Here is a 19461-nt window from a genome sequence, read left to right as displayed (position 1 = left end):
CTCGCGAACGACAGTCAGCGCAACGCCGTGCGACTCGTCCCTGTCGCTTCCAGCCGCACCCCGTCGGGAACGAACAGCGACATGAGCGGCGGACTCCATGTGATCGCAACGGTCACCCGTGACGAGTGACCGTCGGGGCTCGACGCCGATTCCAGAGTCACCGGTGCCGAAAGTGCTGCGAGCAGCCCCTCGGCCTGATCTCTGACTCCCTGATCGGTGAGATCGGCGCGAGCAGTCTCGCCGTCGACTGCCAGCGTGAAACCGTCGGCTCCGGCGAGCGCTGCCGCGTCGGCGATCGCATCGAGTCTCTTCTGCGAGATGTAGAGGTCTGTCGCGCACACGCTCACGAAGATGAGGGCGAGGGCGAGCATCGCGTAGCCGAGGGTCAAGAGCAGTACGCTTCCGTCCTCGCCCGCCTGCCTCACCCTCCGCCCCACAGACGAGACATCTTCTGCACGGCGGCCCCCTCGACCCCGATGGAAGCGGCCTCGTCCCATCCGAAGATCGCGGGGATGAGGGGCAGGGACACCGACGTCGCGACCGTGACGGTCATGGTCGCGCCGGCCGAGGGGCATGCCGCGTCGGCGGGCACGCAGGCCACAGACACCTCGGTCGATTCCGCGTCGATGCCGTACTGATCGGAGATGCTCGCAAGCACTCGCTCGCTCCGCATGGCTGCCGTGACCGCATCCGGGGCCAGGGCGATCGCTCTCGCCGTGTGACGTGCGGCGGCCTCGACACCCAGCGTCTGCTCCTGGACAGCGCCCAGCGCGGTGATCAAGTACACGAGCGGCACGAGCAGAGTGACGCCGACGGCGATGAACTCGAGGGCCGCCGAGCCGTCGTCATCCATCATCGAACGACTCCTCCGGTGCATGCGCCTGCACCTCCAACGCGAACGGCACACCGAGAAGCCCGATCACCGGAAGTGTGGTGCGAATGCGAACCTCGATCGTCGGCTGCGCGAGCGCCGTCGAGCGAACCACCGTCACATCTTCGGCGTACGCCTCACCGATCGCACGGGTGATGATCTCTCGTGCGCGCTCGGCTCCCTGATCTGTCGTGGTGTCCGCCAGAGCGGCGTGATAGGCGCCGTCGACCGCCGCGTCGTGCACGACGTTGCGGACGTAGACGGCGAGCGCGAGTTGCATCACGCCGAGGGTGAGGAGGGTGAGCAGCGTCCCCACGAGCACGAACTCGACCGGGCTCGATCCGCCATCGTCCGCGACGAAGCGCCGTGGCGATCTGACGGACACCGGGTGAGCCCCGTCAGAGCCCCGACACACGCTGGATGGCCTGTTCGAACAGCGCGCTGAGCGCCGGGCCGGCAACCGCCCAGATCAGCACCACGAGACCCGCCGTCATCAGTGTGACGAGCACCCATCCGGGCACGTCTCCGGTTTCGTCTTCGACGAGGTCCTGGAGGAGATCCTGAGAGCGGCAGTCCGCGAAGCGCGTCCTCTGGAGTCGAGAAGTGTTCATGTCGTCCTTTCGTGATCGCTCAGCCGATGCCGAGTCGCAGAATGAAGAGGCCCGGGTAGATGGCGAAGAGAACGGAGAGCGGGAGGATCAGGAACACGAGCGGGAGGAGCATCAGGATCTCCTTGCGTCCGGCCTGTTCGATGAGGACCCGCTTGGCGTCCTCACGTGCGTCGCCGGCCTGAGCATGCAGGACTGCGGAGAGCGGGGCACCGTGCTCGAGCGCGGCGATCACCTGGTCGATCGCACGTGAGAGCCCCGGAAGCTGCAGTCGAGCGGCCATCTCGGCGAGGGCATCGGCGAGCGGTGATCCCGTGCCGACAGCGAGAACCACACGGCGGAGCTCGCCGGTGAGCTCCCCGGATCCGACTGCGGCCACCCGACGCAGGGAGTCGAGGAACCCCTCCCCCGCCGACAGGCACAGAGCGAGGAACTCGAGGGTAGTCGGCAGCTCGTCGGTCAGTCGAGCCCGACGAGCTGAGACACGTGCTGTCAGTTGCATGTCGTATCCGAACCCCGCGGCGGTGCCCAGGACGCCGGGCAGCAGAGCGACCGGCGGACTCATGCGCCCCGCGAGCGCGAGCACGATGACAGCGATCGCGCCGGTCACGATGCCTGCGAGCACCCACCCGAGCTGACGCCCGCGGAAGGCGCCATGCTCCAGCGGCAGCCCGGCCTGCTCGATCCTGTGGCGAAGGGCTTCACCACCGCCGAGCAGGCGCTCGAAGATCGCCAGCGATCGGCGCCACGCTGTCCGGTCACCTGCCGACAGCACTCCGACCCGTGGGAGTGCTCCGTCGGGCAGGTCGCCATCGGGCACCACGTCGCGCACGTACGGTGCGATACGCAGTGTCAGCGGCGATGCCGACCAGTGCGGCATCGCGGCGAGGATGCAGAGCAGTCCGGATCCGACCGCGACGCCGCCGAGAATCGCGACAGCGACCGCGGAGACCGGGTTCACCCGAACCACCTTCCCGGCTCGGGCAGACGACCGATGCGGATCATGATGCGGTACGCGATCACCGACACGGCAGCACCGAGGCAGATCACCAACATCCCCTCTGCTGTGCCGTAGGCGGCAGCGCCCTCGGGGCGCAGCACGAGCAGACCGAGGATCACCCAGGGCGCGACCGCCCCGAGCACGGCGGCGCCACGGATCCACGACTGTCGGGCTTCGACCTCGCCGCGCAATACGGCATCCGCACGAACCGACGAAGACAGCGCGCGCAGAACGCCGGAGAGTTCGGTACCGCCGACCTGTCTTGCCATGCGCAGCGTCTCGATGATGCGGTCGGCGATGGGATCGGCCAGCGAGGACTTCAGCCGGTCGAGACTCGTCTCGAACCGACCGGTGGCGCGCAGATCTCTGGCGAACACGACGAAGGCGGGCCGGATCATCGCGGGCGATGACTCAGCCAGGCTCGCGACGGCATCCGGCAGCGACAGCCCCACGCGGATCGATGCGATCAGGAGGTCGCACACGTCGGGCCAGAGCTGTCGCCGCAGCTTGCGCAGCCGCGTGCGTCGCGATCGCACGAAGACGATCGGCGCCACGCCTGCGGCCGCGCCTGCCAGCCCGGCGAGAATCGGAATCGCAGTGAGGAGCCAGACGAGGGAGGCCGCGGCGAGCGCCACCGTCGCGATCACCAGCAGAAGTGTGCGCGGTCTGACGGAGGCGAGGCCGCCTTCTTCGAGCAACCGAGCCAGACGCCCGCGGCGTCTGGCCTTCTCCTCTTCCGGACGCGGAGGCCACAGCCATGGCGACGCGCACAGCAGTACACCGGCGGCGAGCATCGCTCCGAGCAGCACCGTCATCGTGTGCCTCCCGCAGGTTGCGGCTCGCCGCGTCGCCACGCCGCACCGCCTGCGACGGCACCGCCGCCGCGGATGTAAACCTCTCGCGCAACGATCCGCCCGTCGATCACCTCGCCGGTCGGCGCGATGACCTCGTGCACCCGTCTGACTCCGTCGTCGCCGCGAACGCAGTGCACGACGAGATCGACCGCTCCCGCGAGCACAGGCGCGATGAATGCTCTGTCTATGTTCCGCCCGGCGAGCAGCGGAAGCAGCGTGAGCTTGTCGAGCGCCTCGGCAGCGGAGTTCGCGTGCACGGTCGCAGCGCCCGGCACACCGGTGTTCAGCGCGAGCACGAGGTCGAGTGCCTCCGCATCTCGGACCTCACCCACCACCAGGCGATCGGGCCGCATCCTCAACGCCTCTTTCACGAGCCTGCGCAGCGTGATCTCGCCCGTTCCTTCGAGGCTCGCTTGACGCCCCTGCAAGGAGACGACATCAGGACCCTGCACAGCGAGCTCGAAGGTCTCCTCGACGGTGATGATCCGTTGACGGTCGGCGCACGAGGCGAGCAGCGCCCCGAGGAACGTGGTCTTGCCCGCATGGGTGGCGCCCGACACCACGACACTCTTGCCCGCGCGCATCGCCTCGCGTAGAAGATCGCCGAGCTCTGCGGTCAGGGCCCCGTGCTCGACCAGCGCATCGAGGGTACGAAAACGGGGCAGGAACTTGCGGATGTTGACCGACCAGGATCCCCGGACGACATCCGCGATGGCGACATGCAGGCGAGACCCGTCGGGAAGAGAAGCATCCACGAACGGCTGACTGATGTCGACACGGCGGCCGGTCGACTGCAGCATCCGCTCGACGAGATCGCGCAGGGCCGACTCCGTGAGACGCAGCTCGATGCGCTCTGCGACTCCGCCGCGCGCGATGTGGATGCTCTCGGGACCGTTGAGCCAGATCTCCTCGATCTCCGAGTCGTCGAGAAGCGGCTGCAAAGCCCCGAAGCCGCTCACCGCTGCGAGCACGTCGCGCACGCATGCGGCTTCGTCGTCGATCATCGCTGCACCCCGTGCGAGCGCCAGATCGTTGAACCTGCGCACCTCCGCAAGTGTGACCGTGCGCGCGGCCGCGGAGTCGAAGGTCGGATCCGTGCCCTCAGCGCGGAGTCGCTGCCGGACGCGCTCTGCGACGAGGACGGAAGGCTGGATCACCCGAGCATCCTCGCAAGGATCGAGCACCGCGCGTCGGAGTTATCCACAGCCGCAGAGTTCGGGCTGCGGGCGGATCCTCAGCTACGCACGATCCCCCGATCAGTAGACTGATTTCACCGCGCGGGAGTGGTGGAATTGGCAGACACGCAGGATTTAGGTTCCTGTGCCCTAGGGCGTGTGGGTTCAAGTCCCACCTTCCGCACCGATCTGTCGCGTCCCCCGCGACCGACGACCTGACCGCCGCACAGCGCACGACGACGGGACATCCATGCATCACGCCGCTCTCATCCCCTGGCTCGACCCCGCCACCATCATCGGCTCGGCCGGCCCCTGGGCGCTTCTCGTGGTGTGCTTCATCGTCTTCGCCGAGACGGGCCTGCTTGTCGGATTCCTGCTGCCGGGTGACACGCTGCTCGTGATCTCCGGCCTGCTGTCGCATCCGATCGCCGGCTCCGAGCACGGCGTCTTCGGCATCAACGTGTGGATAGTCGCACTGCTCATCGGTCTCGCCGCCTTCGTCGGTGGTGAAGTCGGCTACCTCATCGGCCACAAGGGTGGCCCCGCGGTCTTCGAGCGCAAGGAATCGGGCCTGTTCAGCAAGAAGAACGTCGAGCGGACGAACGCTTTCTTCGAGCGGTTCGGCGGCATCACCGTCATCCTCGCCCGCTTCGTGCCGATCGTGCGCACGTTCGCTCCCGTCGCTGCCGGTGTGGGCCACATGCCGTGGCGCCGCTACACGCTCTACAACCTGATCGGCGCGATCCTCTGGGGCTTCGGGCTCACGATGTTCGGCTACGCGATCGGGTTCATCCCGCCGGTCGCGCACTTCGTCGAGAGCTACATCGACCTGATCCTGCTCGCAGCCGTCGGCGGCACCGCGCTGATCACCGTCTGGCACTACTTCTCGGAGCGCCACAAGGCCAAGAAGGAGGCCGCGGCAGGCGAGGGAGAGACCGACGCCGCCGAGGCCGAAGCGCTCGCCCTCGACCCCGAGGTCTTCGACCGCGCTCCCGACTTCGACGGCGACGGCAAGCACTGATCTCGAACGAGTGAGACAGGCGGGCTGAGGACTCAGCCCGCCTTCTTCTTGCCCGGGCTCTTCTTGGTGCTCGCCTTCGCGTCGGACGACTCCGATCGCGCGGCCTTCGTGCGCGCGACGCTGGCGCGCAGCGCCTCCATCAGGTCGATGACCTCGCCGCTCTTGGCGTCGCCACCGCCCTCGGCCTCGGCGAACGTCTCCGAGACATCGAACGTGTCGCCCGCCTCGATCTTCGCGTCGATCAGCGTGCGCAGCTCCTTCTGGTACTCGTCGACGAACGACTCGGGGTCGAAGTCGGCCGAGTAGCTGTCGACGAGGGATGCTGAGAGCTCGAGCTCCTTCTTCGAGATCCGCACGTCCTCGTCCAGTGCCGGGAACTCGGCCTCGCGCACCTCGTCGGCCCACAGCAGCGTCTGCAGCACGAGCACCTTGCCACGCACTCTGAGGGCGGCGAGGCGGGTCTTCTGACGCAGCGTGAACCGCACGATCGCCGTGCGATCGGTCTGCTCGAGCGTCCTGCGCAGCAGCACGTAGGCCTTCGGGGACTTCGAGTCGGGCTCGAGGTAGTAGGGCTTGTCGAGGGTCAGCAGGTCGACCTGGTCGGAGGGCACGAACTCTACGACATCGATCTCACGGCTCTTCTCAGCCGGCAGCGCCGCCAGATCGTCCTTGGTGAGAACGACTGTCTGCCCCTCGTCGACGTACGCGCGATCGATATCGGCATAGGCCACGGTCTCGCCGCACACCTCGCACGTGCGCTGATAGCGGATGCGACCGCCGTCCTTCTCGTGCACCTGATGCAGCGGCACATCGTGGTCTTCGGTCGCGGAGTACACCTTGACCGGCACATTCACCAGGCCGAAGGTCAGCGCGCCCTTCCAGATCGTTCTCATGCCCCCAGTGAACACCAGCCGCGCCGGTGGGGGCCAGTACCTTGACTACGCTGGCGTCATGGTCGCAGAGGCTCAGAACGTGCAGATCGACGGTCGTCGACTGCGCATCACGAACCTCGACAAGGTCGTCTACCCCGAGACCGGCACCACCAAGGGCGAGATCATCGCCTACTACACGGCGATCGCGCCCCACATCCTGCCACTGCTCGCCGGACGTCCCGTCACCCGCAAGCGCTGGGTCGAGGGGGTCGGAACCGCGGATGCTCCCGCAGACGCGTTCTTCACGAAGCAGCTCGAACCGGGCGCTCCGAGCTGGATTCCCCGCCTTGCGATCGAGCACTCCGACGGACCCAAGGACTATCCGCTCGTCGACGACGTGCCGACCCTGGTCTGGCTCGCCCAGGTCGCCGCGATCGAGCTCCACGTGCCGCAGTGGCGCTTCGCCGCGGATGGGCTGCCAGGCAGACCAGACCGCCTGGTGCTCGACCTCGACCCAGGACCCGGCGTCGAACTCGCGCAGTGCGCCGAGGTCGCACGCATGGCGCGCGGCCTGCTCACCGACATGGGACTCGACCCCGTGCCTGTGACCAGCGGCAGCAAGGGCATCCACCTGTACGCCGCCCTGCCAGAGCAGCAGACGAGTGACGAGATCTCGCTGGTCGTGAAGGAGATCGCACGGCTCATCGAGGCAGAGCACCCCGACCTCGCCACCAGCACCATGGCCAAGGCCGCACGCGGAGGCAAGGTCTTCCTCGACTGGAGCCAGAACAACGGCAAGAAGACCACGATCTCGCCGTATTCGATGCGCGGCCGTGCGCAGCCGTGGGTTGCTGCGCCCCGCACCTGGGAGGAACTCGACGATCCTGACCTGGCGCAGCTCGACTTCGCGACCGTGCTCGAGCGCGCGGAATCGGGGCTGGATCCGCTCTCACCTCTGCGCAGCGATCACCCACACGAGCGCCAGCACTCGGTCGAGGCGAAGTCGGCGCAGACGCCCGAAGATGCGACCGTCACGCGACCGGTCACCTCGCGCCACCGCTCTCGAATCGCCGCGGCCCCGAGTGCGTCCGCACCCGTCACCCCGGCGTCAGTCTCCCCCATGCTCGCCGAGAACGGCACCCCTGCCATCGCTCGCAGCCTCAGCTCGCCCTCGTGGGTCGAGGTCAAGTGGGACGGCATTCGCGCGATCGGCACCTGGGGCGACGGACGGATGCTGCTGCACGCCCGCAGCGGCACCGACATCACTGCCCGCTACCCCGAGCTGACCGCTGACGGAGCGCCGTTCCTCCCCGTGTCCGACGCGATCATCGACGGCGAGATCGTGGCATTCGATGCACACGGCAGACCGAGCTTCTCGATGCTGCAGAACCGCATGCACCTGACTCGGCCGCGCGAGATCGAACGCGAGGTCGTGCGCACTCCGATCGTCTACATGGCATTCGATCTGCTGCGCCTCGACGGCCATGACCTCAGCTCGATGCCGCTCGCGCAGCGACGCACCCTGCTCGAGGAGGTCATCTCCGACCTCGATGCGCCGGTGCAGGTACCGCCCGTGTTCGACGACCTCGATGCGGCGCTGGCTGCGAGCGACGAGTTCGGCCTCGAGGGTGTCGTGGTGAAGGATCCATCGTCGCGCTATCGCCCGGGTCAGCGCTCACCCTCCTGGCTCAAGATCAAGCACACCCGGATGCAGGAGGTCGTGATCGTCGGCATCCGCCCTGGCAAGGGCGACCGCGAGGGGACGTTCGGCTCACTGCTGCTCGCGGTGCCCGACGGCGGCCGGCTGAGGTACGTCGGCCGCGTGGGCACGGGCTTCACAGACCGGATGCTGCGCGACCTGCTCGCGCGCCTCGCCCCGCTGCGGGTCGACGCGGCGCCTCTCGACGGCGTCCCCGCGCTCGATGCCTCCGACGCGCTGTGGGTCGAGCCGGAGCTCGTCGGCGAGGTCGAGTTCGCGAATTGGACTCCCGACGGAGTGCTGCGACACTCGCGCTGGCGCGGCCTGCGCCCCGACAAGACGCCCGCAGAGGTCGTCGTCGAAGCCTGACGACTCACGCGTGATGCGGCTCGCAGTCCGACTGCTCGGCCGGCTCGATCTGGAAGGTCGAATGCTCGACGTCGAAGTGGTGCGCGAGGCACGACTGGAGATCGTTCAGCAGCTTGGTCGAGCGTCCGTCGGCCAGGAGAGCCGGTTCCACGCTGACGTGTGCGCTGAAGACGGGGGCTCCACGGGTGAGTTGCCATACGTGAACGTCGTGCACCCCCACCACGCCGTCGTAGTCGAGCAGGTGCTGACGGATGTCGCTGACCGCGGTTCCAGCGGGCGCTGACTCCGAGAGCACCGAGAACACCTCGCGCAGCAGCGAGATCGCCCGCGGGATGATCAGCACGGCGATCATCATCGATGCGATCGCATCGGCCGGCATCCATCCGGTGGTCACGATGATGATCGCGGCGATGATGACCATCGCCGAGCCGATCAGGTCGCCCATCACCTCGAGATACGCACCTCGCACGTTGATGCTGGTGCGCTGCGCACGGCTGAGCAACCACATCGAGATCGCATTGGCGAGGAGGCCCACGACGGCGACGATGAGCATCAGCCCGCCCACTACCTCGGTCTCGCCCGGATTCAGCAGTCGGCCGACAGCCTCGAACGCGACCCAACCCGCGAGCACGATCAGGATGATCGCGTTGATCAGGGCTCCGAACACCTCGGCCCTCTGGTACCCGAATGTGCGGCGGTCATCGGCCGGGCGCGCGGCGACCGCCGCGGCAATGAGGGCGATCACGAGAGCCGACGCATCGGTGAACATGTGGGCCGCATCCGCCAGCAGCGCGAGAGACCCGGTGAGGATCGCACCCACGACCTGCACGACCATGATGGTCGCGGTCAGGGTCAGCGAGATCGCCAGAAGCCGACGATGGCTGGCCGAGCGGATGCCGCCGGCGGCGGGTGCGTGATCGTGCATGCTTCCAGGCTAGACCGGCGATCGTGCCGCTCGGCGGGTCTGCGCGCAGTCGGGAATGGTGATGATTCTCAGTAGCCGCGCCCTCAGCGCACTCGGGTGTACTCGAGCACGACGCAGCCGTTGTCGAACGAGCGCACCTGATCGACGCTGAACTGCGTCGGGGCGAAGGGGTGGCTCGTCATCGGGATGCCGGACCCCGCGATCACCGGGTACTTCTTGACGATCAGGCGATCGATCTCGTCGAGCAGCACCCCCGCGAGCACGGCACCGCCGGCCAGGTAGATGCCGAGCCCGGGCTCCGCCTTGAGCTCACGCACCCGCGCGACGGGATCCGTGCGGACGATCTCGACGTTCGGCTCGCCCGGGTCGTCCAGGGAGCGGCTGAACACCATGGTTCGCAACTGCGAGTACGGATCGGTGATGCCGGCCTGCAGCGCGGGCTCATATGTGCGACGCCCCATCACCACGGTGTCGAAACGGGTGAGCGGCTCGTCGGCGCCTCCCCGACCGGCTCTGACGAAGGCGGGCTGGATGTCGGAGAGTTCCGTGCCGAGCATCTCGGCAAATGCCGGGGTCACCGGATAGAAGTCGACCTCGTCAGCCGGCCCCGCGATGAACCCGTCGAGGGTCACGCCGATGTAATAGGTGAGTTCTCGCATGCCGACCACAGTAACCACTACGCATGAAGTACGTCAAGAGTAGTGGTTGCTGCTCGGTGGGTCAGAGATCGGCGAGCAGCGGCACCAGTTCTGCGAACGCGCGGGCGCGGTGCGACTGCGCCTGCTTCTCGTCGGCGGTGAAGTCTCCCACGGTGCGCTCGGCGCCCTCCGGCTGGCCGTCCGGGATGAAGATCGGGTCGTAGCCGAACCCACCCCCGCCGGATGCCTCGGTGGCGAGGCGACCCGGCCATTTCCCCACGACCACGTGCTCGGCTCCCTCGGGGGTCACGAGCGCGATGGTCGAGTTGAAGTGGGCGGCGCGGTGTGGATCCGCGATGTCGTGCAGCTGGTCGAGCAGCAGTTCGAGGTTGGCTACAGCATCCTTCTTCTGCCCCGCCCAATAGGCGGAGAACACCCCCGGCGACCCGCCGAGCACGTCGACGCAGATCCCGGAGTCGTCGGCGAGGGCCGCGAGCCCCGTATGCAGCGATGCAGCACGCGCCTTGATGAGCGCATTCTCGGCGAAGGTCACACCGTCCTCGACCGGCTCCGGGCCGTCGTATCCGACGACCTCGAGATCGGGACGCGTGGACGCGACGATCTGCTGGAACTCCGCGACCTTGTGCGGATTGTGCGTGGCGAGGACGACCTTCATCAGCCCGCGAGCGCCTTCAGCTGCTGGTCCTTCAGGTCGGCGCAGCCTGCGACGCCGAGTTCGAGCAGCGCGTCGAGCTCGCGCTTGTCGAACGGTGCACCCTCGGCAGTGCCCTGCACCTCGACGAAGAGGCCACGACCGGTCACGACGATGTTCATGTCTGTCTCGGCCCGGACGTCCTCGACATATGCGAGATCGAGCATGGGCTCTCCGTCGATGATCCCGACCGACACGGCGGCGACGGAGTCGAGCAGCGGTGTCGAGTTCTTGCCGATGAACTTCTTCTCGCGACCCCATTCGATCGCATCCGCCAGAGCGACGTAGGCGCCGGTGATCGCAGCCGTGCGCGTTCCGCCGTCGGCCTGCAGCACGTCGCAGTCGATCACGATCGTGTTCTCGCCGAGCGCCTTGGTGTCGACCACGGCACGCAGCGCACGGCCGATCAGGCGCGAGATCTCGTGCGTGCGGCCGCCGATGCGGCCCTTCACGCTCTCACGGTCGTTGCGGCTGTTCGTCGCGCGGGGAAGCATCGAGTACTCGGCGGTCACCCAGCCCTTTCCCTTGCCGGTGAGCCAGCGGGGCACGCCGTTCGTGAACGATGCCGTGCACAGCACCTTGGTGCCGCCGAAGCTGATCAGCGCCGATCCCTCGGCGTGGCTGCTCCATCCGCGTTCGATCGTGATCTCACGGAGCTGGTCTGTGGAGCGGCCGTCGGCGCGGACGATGCTGGTCATGGGGTTCCTTCGGGTGGAGGTGGATGGAGCGGGGGATGCTGTGGAGGAGTCAGAGCCCGGCGGCCGACTCCGGAAGCGTGATGACACCGGTCTGCACGAGCTGCACGTCGCGCACCTCCCGGCCCATCAGACGGTTGGCGAGCGCGGTGAACTCGGTGGTCGAGTCGCCCGTCGCCTCGTAGACATACGACGCAGTGGCATCGGGCGATGCGAGGAGGTCGCCGCGCACCAGTTGACGGTACACATCGCCCGCGGTCTCGTCGTCGCTGGAGACGAGCGTGACGCCCTCCCCCATCACGTAGCTGATCGCACCGCGGAGGAACGGGTAGTGCGTGCACCCGAGCACCAGGGTGTCGACGCCCGCGTCTCGCAGCGGCGCAAGGTACTCCTCGGCGGTGGCGAGCACCTCCGGCGTGCCGGTGATGCCTCCCTCGACGAATTCCACGAAACGCGGGCACGCGGCGGTGAAAACCTCGAGGCGCTCGTTCACCTCGAGCATGTCCTGATACGCGCGGGAGCCGATCGTCCCGACTGTGCCGATGACGCCCACGCGTCCGTTGCGGGTGGTCGAGACGGCTCGGCGCACTGCCGGACCGATCACCTCGACGACAGGGATGTCATACCGCTCCCGCGCGTCGCGGAGCATGGCTGCGGATGCGGTGTTGCAGGCGATCACCAGCATCTTGACGCCCTGGTCGACCAGCGTGTCGAGGACCTCGAGGCTGTAGCGCCGCACATCCGCGATGGGCTTCGGACCGTACGGGGAATGGGCCGTGTCGCCGATGTAGACGAACGATTCCCGGGGCAGCTGGGCTCGGATGGCACGAGCCACCGTGAGTCCGCCGACACCGGAGTCGAAGATTCCGATCGGGGCGTCGTTCATGACTACCCAGCCTACCTGCGCGCGACCGCGTCATGCTCAGCAACCCGTGCGGGTGTCGTCACTAAGCTGAGCGGATGACGACGTCCACGGCGCTTCTGACCGATCGTTACGAACTCACCATGCTCGCCGCCGCGCTTCGCGACGGTACGGCATCGCGACCGAGTGTGTTCGAACTGTTCTCCCGCCGACTGTCCGGGGGGCGCCGTTTCGGCGTCGTGGCCGGCACTGGACGCCTGCTCACGCTGCTGCGCGAGTTCCGTTTCGGAGACGACGAGCTGCGGTTCCTCCGCGACAACCACGTCGTGGATGCCGAGTCGCTCACCTATCTCGAGAACTACCGCTTCACCGGATCGATCCGGGGCTACCGTGAGGGCGAGCTGTACTTCCCCGGATCCCCGATCCTCACGGTCGAGGGCAGCTTCGCCGACGCCGTCGTGCTCGAGACGCTGGCTCTCAGCGTCCTCAACCACGACTCGGCCGTCGCCACCGCGGCGTCTCGCATGAGCATCGCGGCGGGCGAGCGCCCGCTGGCTGAGATGGGTTCCCGCCGCGCCGCCGAGCAGTCCGCCGTCGCCGCAGCACGCGCCGCCTACATCGCGGGCTTCCGCGCGACGAGCAACCTCGAGGCCGGACGCCGGTGGGGCATTCCGACGATGGGCACCGCCGCGCACTCGTGGACCCTTCTGCACGAGACCGAGGAGGAGGCCTTCCGGTCGCAGATCGACAGCCTCGGGACCGACACGACCCTGCTCGTCGACACCTACGACATCCGCACAGGCGTCGAGACGGCGATCCGCGTCGCCGGCACGGCCCTGGGCGGAGTGCGGATCGATTCCGGCGACCTGCCGATCGTCGCCGCAGAAGTGCGGGCACAGCTCGACGAGCTCGGTGCGACAAGCACTCGCATCACGGTCACGAGCGATCTCGACGAGTACGCGATCGCCGCTCTGGCGGCATCACCGGTCGACGCGTACGGCGTCGGCACCTCGGTGGTCACAGGCTCCGGATACCCCACGGCGAGCATGGTCTACAAGCTCGTGGCTCGTCAGGATCCGAGCGGAGCATGGATCGGCGTCGCGAAGGCCTCGTCCGACAAGGCGTCGCACGGCGGGCGCAAGGCCGCATTCCGCACCCTCGTCGACGGCGTCGCCGAGGCCGAGACCGTCGTGGTCTCAGACGGCTTCGAAGAGCTCGACACTCCGGCGGAACACGCGGACGGGCGCGCGTTGCAGACGACGTTCGTCGAGGGTGGCGAGATCGACACCGCGTTCGAGGGTCCCCAGGGCACCGCTTCCGCGCGTGCGCATCACCTTCGGGTGCGTGAGGAGCTCCCTGTGCGAGCGCTCGCGCTCAGCAAGTCGGACCCGGCGATCCCCACCGTCTTCGTCGAGGCGAGCTGAGTGCCGCTGAGCTGGAGAAAGCTCAGCCGACCATCGTCTCGTAGATCTCCTTGCACGTGGGGCAGATCGGGAACTTCTCCGGGTCGCGACCCGGCGTCCACTTCTTGCCGCACAACGCACGCACCGGCTTGCCGGTGATCGCAGACTCGAGGATCTTGTCCTTCTTGACGTAATGGGAGAAGCGCTCGTGATCGCCCGGCTCGAGGTTCTCCTCGCGGAGGAGTTCTTCCAGTTCGCGATCAAGCGTTGCCACGCCGCCCTGATCGGGGCTGTCCAGCGGAGTACTCATGCCGAGAGTCTAGCCGCGGAAGTGCCCACTCGGGCGGCTGTCACGCGGTCTCGACGAACTCCATCAGCCGCTCGCCCTCATGCTCGAAGATCCGTCCCCCCACACCGACACCGATCGCGAAGACCGCGGCGCCGGTCGCGAGTCCGGCCCAGAATGTCGCGGGGGCGAACTGCGACCCCTCGAGCATCGTGAGCACGAGCAGCCAGATGGTGGGCACACTCACGACGATCGCGCCGAGGAAGGCTGCAGCTGGGCCGTAGGCGCCGCGTGACGTCGGCCGCTGCGGCTGCTGGAACGGGCTGTCGCCGGGGCGCGACACCGCGTAGGGAGCGATCACCGAGACGATGCTCGAGAACCCGAGGGCTGACAGCAGCAGGCTGGCTCCGAGGCCGGTGAGCGGAAGAAGCAGACGCCAGTCGTCGATCCACAGCAGGGTGAGGGGAACGGCGATGGCGAGCACCGGAAGGGCCACGAGAATGACCGGGACGAGTCGTCCCAGACGATCGGGGATGCCGCGGACGCCGCTGGCCACATGCGTCCAGAGCGCCGTGGAGTCGTAGGCGACATCGTTGTGCGGGAGCCACCCGAAGAACAGAGCCATCACCGGGACCGGAACGAGCGCAGCGATCTCGAGCGGAACGCCGGCCACCAGGAGCGGCAGCACGGTGAGCGCGCCGGCGACGGGGACGACGATGAGGTTCATGATGTACCTGCGGTCGCGCAGCCAGTAGACCAGGCTGCGCGAGGCGATCGCACCGAAGGCGTTAGACGGGAGCAGACCGAACCAGCCGAGGCCAGAGCGTTCCCGCGAGGTCACGGGCCGCTCTGTGGTGGTGAGCAGTCTGCGCACGAGCCATGACCACAGAACCCAGAGAGCCACGGCTGTGATGAGCGCCACGATGCCGCTGATCCAGTTTCCGGTGACGTCGTCCGTCGCGAACGAGAAGAGGAACCGCGACGACGCGGCGAAGGGAGTGAAGCCGATCGTCGCCGTGAGCGACGCGACGGCCGCAGGAACCTGCCCGTCCCACTTGAGCGAGGCGAGGAACACGGCGACGGGGAACGCGATCACGATCACGGCCAGTGCGAAGAGGGCGGTGAGCTCGCGCGACCGACGCTCGGGCAGCAGCAGGGCGTTCACCGCCATGCCGATGCGCGCCGAGAGGATCGTCGACAGCAGGCTGACGAAGCTCACCAGCACTGCGATGAACCAGGGTGCGCCGAGCCTGATGGCCACGATGCACACGCTGATGTTCACCGCGACGAGAGCGAGACTCGGAACGCTGATGAATGAGGCGAGCGCGAGGATCCAGGGCATCTGCCGCTCGTCGACGCCGAACACGGCGAATCGCCGGGGATCGAGCTGGTCGACGGCCCCCACGAGGATCGGGCCCACCAGGAACCCCAGGAGCAGAGCGGCGCTGCCGAGCACGATGACCGTGCGTGCGACAGCGACCGGGGCGTCGTCGAGGCTCAGGACCGCAGCGCAGACCACCGCCGTCAAGATCACCACGACAGCGAGCATGACCAGGGTGCGCACCCGACGTTCGTCGCGAAGCGATCCGATCAGGAGCGCCGCCCTCAGTCGGAGAACGTGTGCAGCCACTCGAGCCCCTCCACCTCGCCGATACCACCGGAGAGCTCGACGAACCGCGCTTCGAGCGTCTGCCCTGCGCGCACCTCGTCGATCGTGCCTTCGGCGAGAACCTCTCCCCCGACGATGATCGCGACCCGCGAGCAGACGCGCTCGACGAGATCCATGCCGTGGCTCGACAGAACCACGGTTCCTCCGTGCGAGACATAGGCGCGCAGGATGTCGAGGATCACCGCGGAGGACACCGGATCGACGGCCTCGAACGGCTCATCGAGCACGAGGACCCGCGGCGAGTGGATCATCGCGCCCGCGAGCATGATCTTCTTGGTCATACCGGCCGAGTAGTCGGAGACGACGCGGTTCAGCGCCTCCCCGAGGTCGAAGGCTCGTGCGAGGTCGGCGACGCGCTTCTCGATCACCGCCGATGCGAGCCCCCGCAGGAGCCCGTAGTAATAGAGGAGCTGCCGCCCCGTGAGCCGGTCGAACGTGCGGAGGCGATCGGGCAGCACGCCCATCATGCGCTTCGCGGCGAGCGGCTTCGCCGACTGATCGATGCCGCAGATCGCGATGTCGCCCGCGTCGGCACGCAGAAGCCCCGCGACGATCGAGAGGGTCGTCGTCTTGCCGGCGCCGTTGGGACCGACGATGCCGTAGAACGACCCCGCGGGCACTGTGAGATCGATGCCGTTGACCGCGGTGTGGTCGCCGAAGCTCTTCACGAGGCCGCGGATGCGGATGGCCTCGGATCCGGATGCCGCTCCGACTTCGCCGACGGCCTCGTCTGTCTCGTCCGAATCGGACACGGCATCGACGACCCCGGATGTCGCGTTCTCGTCGACGGACGGCTCCTCAGTGGACTCGGTGACCATCGCGGCTTCGGTCGCGGTGTCTTCGACCGGTGCCGCCTCGAGGGTGGGCGCTTCCTCTTCACCGTCGACGGCGAGCACATCCGAGGATGCCGATGACTCGGTCGTCAGCGGCTGCGGCTCGCCCTCGACGCGCGTCTCGACTGCGACATCGACCTGCTCTTCGACAGTCGCATCTGTCGCGTCCGACCCTGAGACGTCGGAGTCGCGTGCATCAGCTTCCACGGTGTTCGCATCAGCTGCTGCGGGGTCGACAGCGACGCCCTGGACCTCCGCAGCCTCGGCATCCTCGGCCTCGGCTGCGGCAGCCTTCGTCGCAGCGGCCTTGGCCGCGGCCGTCTTCGCCGCAGCAGCCTTCGCAGCCGCTGTCCTCGCGGCCGACGTGCGCGCCGCGGACTTCGCTGCAGCGCTCTTCTCCGCAGCAGCCTTGGCTGCCGCCGTCTTCGCCGCAGCGGCCTTCGCCGCCGATGCGGTCGATTCCGACTCCGCAGCGGCAGTGCTCTTTGCGGCCGCCGCCTTGGCAGCGGCAGTCTTCGCCGCAGCCGTCTTGGTCGCCGAGGATCGCGCCGAAGCGGTCTTCGCCGCAGCCGCACGCGCCGTCGTGTCGCGCGTCGAGTTCTTCGCTGCGGCTGCGCGCGCAGCGGCGGTCGTGGTCTTCTTCGGTGCTGCCGTTCGAGAGCCGGCGCTCTCAGCGCTCCGATCGTTCTTCAGAGCCGGCTCGGCGACCACCTCGACGGTCGCTGCCGCCTTCTCGGCCGCTGCCTTGGACGGAGTACGGGTGCCGGTCGTCTTCTTGACGGTCGTCTTGCGAGCGGGGGTCTTCTTCGGGGCGGCGGGCGCGGCGTCAGCCACCTGATCAGTGCGGTCGTCGGAGGAAGAAGCAGTCACCGTCCTACGGTATCAACGGGTTCCGACTTTCTTCGGGTCACCGCAACAAATCGCCCATAGGATCTTCTCAACGACCTCTCTTCGCCCGAATACGGGCGAATCTGAGTGTTGGGTGTGTACTGGATCACGAATTGGCAACAGCGACGTCAACCCCCGGGGCTTCCCAGGCTTGATCGCTAGCATGACTCACGGCACGACGAAGTGTCCGGTCGGTGAACCGACCATGAACACATACTTCATTTAGGAGCACTCGTGACTCTTCAGACCGTCATCCTCGCAGCAGGAATGGGCTCTCGCCTGGGCCGCGCGCTGCCGAAGCCGCTCACGGAGCTGAGCGACGGCCGCACGATCATGCGCCAGCAGCACGACAACATCCGCGCCGCATTCGGATCGGACGCCCGCATCACCGCCGTCGTCGGGTACCGCGCAGAGACCATCATCGAGGCGTTCCCGAACGTCAACTACGTGCACAACGAGCGCTACGACGAGACCAACACCTCGAAGAGCCTCCTGCGCGCCCTCGGCGCCACGGGCAAGTCGGGCGTGCTCTGGATGAACGGCGACGTCGTCTTCGACCCGATGATCCTCGGTCGGGCGGCCGCGTACATCGAGCGCGACCAGTCGTTCGTCACCGTCAACACCTCCAAGGTCAGCGACGAAGAGGTCAAGTACACGGTCACGGCCGAGGGGTTCATCAACGAGCTCTCCAAGACCGTCAAGGGCGGCCTCGGCGAGGCCGTCGGCATCAACTACATCTCGTCCGCCAACAAGAAGGCGTTCATGCGCCAGCTGCAGCGTGTCGAGGACCAGGACTACTTCGAGCGCGGCCTCGAGCTCGCGATCGCCGAAGACGGCCTGCTGCTCGAGCCGATGGACGTCTCCGACCTGTACGCGGTCGAGGTCGACTTCGCCGAGGACCTCGAGCGGGCGAACCTGTTCGTCTGATCGTCTTTCACGAAAGCCCGGCTCCGTCAAGGGGAGCCGGGCTTTCGGCGTTTTCGCGGCCTGGGTTCCTAGGATCGTTCCATGGCCCCCAAGGTGCACAAGATCCACTCCCTCCCCGACGACGCCGCGTGGGACAGGGGGGTGCCGCCGGTGGGCTCGACGGAGCACCCGCTGATGGTCCGAGGACTCGATCGCGTCCTCGCCATCCAGCGCCCTCTCGTCCTGGCGCATATCCGCAGCATCCGCCTGAGGAACCCCCACGCGTCACCTGAGCAGATCATCCGCATCCTCGAGCGTCGCTATCTCGCGGCTGTCACGACCGGCGGCGCAGCCGTCGGCGCGACCGCCGTCGTTCCCGGCATCGGCACAGGCATCACCCTCGCCCTCTCGGGAGTGGAGACCGTGGGGTTCGTCGAATCGACCGCGCTCTTCGCGCAATCGGTCGCCGAGGTCCATGGGATCGCCGTCTCCAACCCCGACAGGGCCAGGGCGCTCGTCATGACCCTGATGCTCGGCAAAGAGGGCGTGGCGCTCGTCGGACAGTTGGCGGGGCAGGCGACGGGTCGCGGAGGCACACGATCGTCGTACTGGGGTGAGATGGTCACGAAATCTCTTCCCCGCGCAGCCGTGGGGCCCCTCGTCGACCGCCTCAAGAGCATGTTCATCAAGCAGTTCGCCGCGAAGGGCGGAGCCTCCTTCATCGGCAAGGCGCTGCCCTTCGGTGTGGGCGCCGCAGTCGGCGGCGCGGGAAACCACATCCTCGGGCGCCGCGTGCTGACCACGTCGCATCACGCCTTCGGTGCACCTCCCATGGACCTGCCTCTCGAGCTCGAGGCGGTCGACGGGGCAGAGAAGCTCGAACTGCGGATGCTGCACGGTGCGCAGTTCGTCGGGGGCGCCGTTGCGGGCGCGGCCGGGTCGGCAGCACGCGGCGTCGGCTGGGCGGGGCGGAAGATCGCATCCGTAGGGCGGGGCCGCAGGAGCGGCCTCGATGAGATCGGACCGTCGGGAACGCACGATCTTCCGGGCGAACTCGGATCCGGCGCCTCGGACGTCGCCAAGGACTGACGCCGTCCGCCACCCGCAGCCGCCATCGCTGACTGCGCGACGGCCGCCAAAGGATGCGGCGACCCGTTGTGGCGAGCATCCAACGG

The 19461-nt window shown here is 67.7% G+C and carries 21 protein-coding genes and 1 tRNA gene; 6 read left to right on the top strand and 16 right to left on the bottom strand.

What is annotated here, in order from left to right:
• Nucleotides 1-14: 14 nt before the first annotated feature.
• From ACLKOY_RS17565 to ACLKOY_RS17535, 7 genes are read right to left on the bottom strand one after another with little or no spacing between them, the layout of a single operon-like run.
• On the bottom strand, nt 15-389 hold the full coding sequence (locus tag ACLKOY_RS17565) for a hypothetical protein (protein WP_436454752.1): 375 nt from the start codon (nt 387-389) through the stop codon (nt 15-17).
• 32 nt (nt 390-421) lie between these two features.
• On the bottom strand, nt 422-856 hold the full coding sequence (locus ACLKOY_RS17560) for a TadE family protein (protein ID WP_436454751.1): 435 nt from the start codon (nt 854-856) through the stop codon (nt 422-424).
• Nucleotides 846-1256, bottom strand: coding sequence for a TadE/TadG family type IV pilus assembly protein (locus tag ACLKOY_RS17555; protein WP_436454750.1), 411 nt, complete (start codon nt 1254-1256; stop codon nt 846-848). The genes ACLKOY_RS17560 and ACLKOY_RS17555 overlap by 11 nt, the downstream gene beginning before the upstream one ends.
• A 13-nt stretch (nt 1257-1269) precedes the next feature.
• Nucleotides 1270-1482 carry a hypothetical protein gene (locus tag ACLKOY_RS17550; protein WP_436454749.1) on the bottom strand — a complete coding sequence of 71 codons (213 nt, stop codon included), beginning with the start codon at nt 1480-1482 and terminating at the stop codon, nt 1270-1272.
• A 19-nt stretch (nt 1483-1501) separates the two neighbouring features.
• On the bottom strand, nt 1502-2440 hold the full coding sequence (locus ACLKOY_RS17545) for a type II secretion system F family protein (protein WP_436454748.1): 939 nt from the start codon (nt 2438-2440) through the stop codon (nt 1502-1504).
• Nucleotides 2437-3294: a type II secretion system F family protein gene (locus tag ACLKOY_RS17540; protein ID WP_436454747.1), complete on the bottom strand. Its 858-nt coding sequence runs from the start codon at nt 3292-3294 to the stop codon at nt 2437-2439. Before ACLKOY_RS17540 ends, ACLKOY_RS17545 begins: the two co-directional genes overlap by 4 nt.
• The gene (locus tag ACLKOY_RS17535) at nt 3291-4490 is read right to left on the bottom strand and encodes a CpaF family protein (protein WP_436454746.1); all 1200 of its coding nucleotides are present in this window, start codon (nt 4488-4490) and stop codon (nt 3291-3293) included. The genes ACLKOY_RS17540 and ACLKOY_RS17535 overlap by 4 nt, the downstream gene beginning before the upstream one ends.
• 120 nt (nt 4491-4610) lie before the next feature.
• Between ACLKOY_RS17535 and ACLKOY_RS17530 the strand changes: the two genes are divergently transcribed.
• Both ACLKOY_RS17530 and ACLKOY_RS17525 read left to right on the top strand, forming a co-directional pair.
• Nucleotides 4611-4692, top strand: a tRNA-Leu gene (locus ACLKOY_RS17530).
• Between the two features lie 66 nt (nt 4693-4758).
• Entirely contained in the window at nt 4759-5529 is a 771-nt protein-coding gene (locus ACLKOY_RS17525; protein ID WP_140037537.1) for a DedA family protein, read from the top strand.
• Nucleotides 5530-5561: 32 nt separating this feature from the next.
• Here ACLKOY_RS17525 and ACLKOY_RS17520 read toward each other — a convergent pair whose 3' ends face one another.
• Nucleotides 5562-6422, bottom strand: a complete 861-nt coding sequence (locus ACLKOY_RS17520) for a Ku protein (RefSeq protein WP_436454745.1) — start codon at nt 6420-6422, stop codon at nt 5562-5564.
• Between the two features lie 58 nt (nt 6423-6480).
• Between ACLKOY_RS17520 and ligD the strand changes: the two genes are divergently transcribed.
• Nucleotides 6481-8469: a non-homologous end-joining DNA ligase gene (ligD, locus tag ACLKOY_RS17515; RefSeq protein WP_436454744.1), complete on the top strand. Its 1989-nt coding sequence runs from the start codon at nt 6481-6483 to the stop codon at nt 8467-8469.
• A 4-nt stretch (nt 8470-8473) separates the two neighbouring features.
• On the opposite strand, the gene ACLKOY_RS17510 is transcribed toward ligD, so the two are convergent.
• The 5 genes from ACLKOY_RS17510 to murI form a co-directional block, all read right to left on the bottom strand.
• Complete coding sequence (locus ACLKOY_RS17510) at nt 8474-9394, bottom strand: cation diffusion facilitator family transporter (RefSeq protein ID WP_436454743.1); 921 nt, start codon at nt 9392-9394, stop codon at nt 8474-8476.
• Between the two features lie 83 nt (nt 9395-9477).
• Nucleotides 9478-10053 carry a dihydrofolate reductase family protein gene (locus ACLKOY_RS17505; protein WP_436454742.1) on the bottom strand — a complete coding sequence of 192 codons (576 nt, stop codon included), beginning with the start codon at nt 10051-10053 and terminating at the stop codon, nt 9478-9480.
• A 61-nt stretch (nt 10054-10114) separates the two neighbouring features.
• The gene (rdgB, locus tag ACLKOY_RS17500) at nt 10115-10708 is read right to left on the bottom strand and encodes an RdgB/HAM1 family non-canonical purine NTP pyrophosphatase (RefSeq protein ID WP_436454741.1); all 594 of its coding nucleotides are present in this window, start codon (nt 10706-10708) and stop codon (nt 10115-10117) included.
• Nucleotides 10708-11442, bottom strand: a complete 735-nt coding sequence (gene rph / locus ACLKOY_RS17495) for a ribonuclease PH (RefSeq protein WP_056312237.1) — start codon at nt 11440-11442, stop codon at nt 10708-10710. The genes rdgB and rph overlap by 1 nt, the downstream gene beginning before the upstream one ends.
• A gap of 49 nt (nt 11443-11491) precedes the next feature.
• Entirely contained in the window at nt 11492-12325 is an 834-nt protein-coding gene (gene murI, locus ACLKOY_RS17490) for a glutamate racemase (protein WP_436454740.1), read from the bottom strand.
• Between the two features lie 74 nt (nt 12326-12399).
• On the opposite strand from murI, the gene ACLKOY_RS17485 reads away from it, so the two are divergent.
• Nucleotides 12400-13725 carry a nicotinate phosphoribosyltransferase gene (locus ACLKOY_RS17485; protein WP_436454739.1) on the top strand — a complete coding sequence of 442 codons (1326 nt, stop codon included), beginning with the start codon at nt 12400-12402 and terminating at the stop codon, nt 13723-13725.
• Between the two features lie 22 nt (nt 13726-13747).
• Here ACLKOY_RS17485 and ACLKOY_RS17480 read toward each other — a convergent pair whose 3' ends face one another.
• From ACLKOY_RS17480 to ACLKOY_RS17470, 3 genes are read right to left on the bottom strand one after another with little or no spacing between them, the layout of a single operon-like run.
• The gene (locus ACLKOY_RS17480) at nt 13748-14014 is read right to left on the bottom strand and encodes a DUF3039 domain-containing protein (protein ID WP_042536500.1); all 267 of its coding nucleotides are present in this window, start codon (nt 14012-14014) and stop codon (nt 13748-13750) included.
• Between the two features lie 40 nt (nt 14015-14054).
• Complete coding sequence (locus ACLKOY_RS17475) at nt 14055-15620, bottom strand: hypothetical protein (protein WP_436454738.1); 1566 nt, start codon at nt 15618-15620, stop codon at nt 14055-14057.
• The gene (locus ACLKOY_RS17470; protein WP_436454736.1) at nt 15596-17362 is read right to left on the bottom strand and encodes an ABC transporter ATP-binding protein; all 1767 of its coding nucleotides are present in this window, start codon (nt 17360-17362) and stop codon (nt 15596-15598) included. The genes ACLKOY_RS17475 and ACLKOY_RS17470 overlap by 25 nt, the downstream gene beginning before the upstream one ends.
• Nucleotides 17363-17614: 252 nt before the next feature.
• On the opposite strand from ACLKOY_RS17470, the gene ACLKOY_RS17465 reads away from it, so the two are divergent.
• Complete coding sequence (locus ACLKOY_RS17465; RefSeq protein WP_060927173.1) at nt 17615-18307, top strand: NTP transferase domain-containing protein; 693 nt, start codon at nt 17615-17617, stop codon at nt 18305-18307.
• Nucleotides 18308-18388: 81 nt separating this feature from the next.
• Entirely contained in the window at nt 18389-19375 is a 987-nt protein-coding gene (locus ACLKOY_RS17460) for a hypothetical protein (RefSeq protein WP_363575991.1), read from the top strand.
• Nucleotides 19376-19461 lie beyond the last annotated feature (86 nt).

It is taken from the genome of Microbacterium sp. K2 (assembly GCF_051365005.1).
Lineage (GTDB): Bacteria > Actinomycetota > Actinomycetes > Actinomycetales > Microbacteriaceae > Microbacterium > Microbacterium foliorum_B.
The sequence above is the reverse complement of the archived record's forward strand: the minus strand, read 5'-3'. Positions and strand labels throughout refer to the sequence as shown.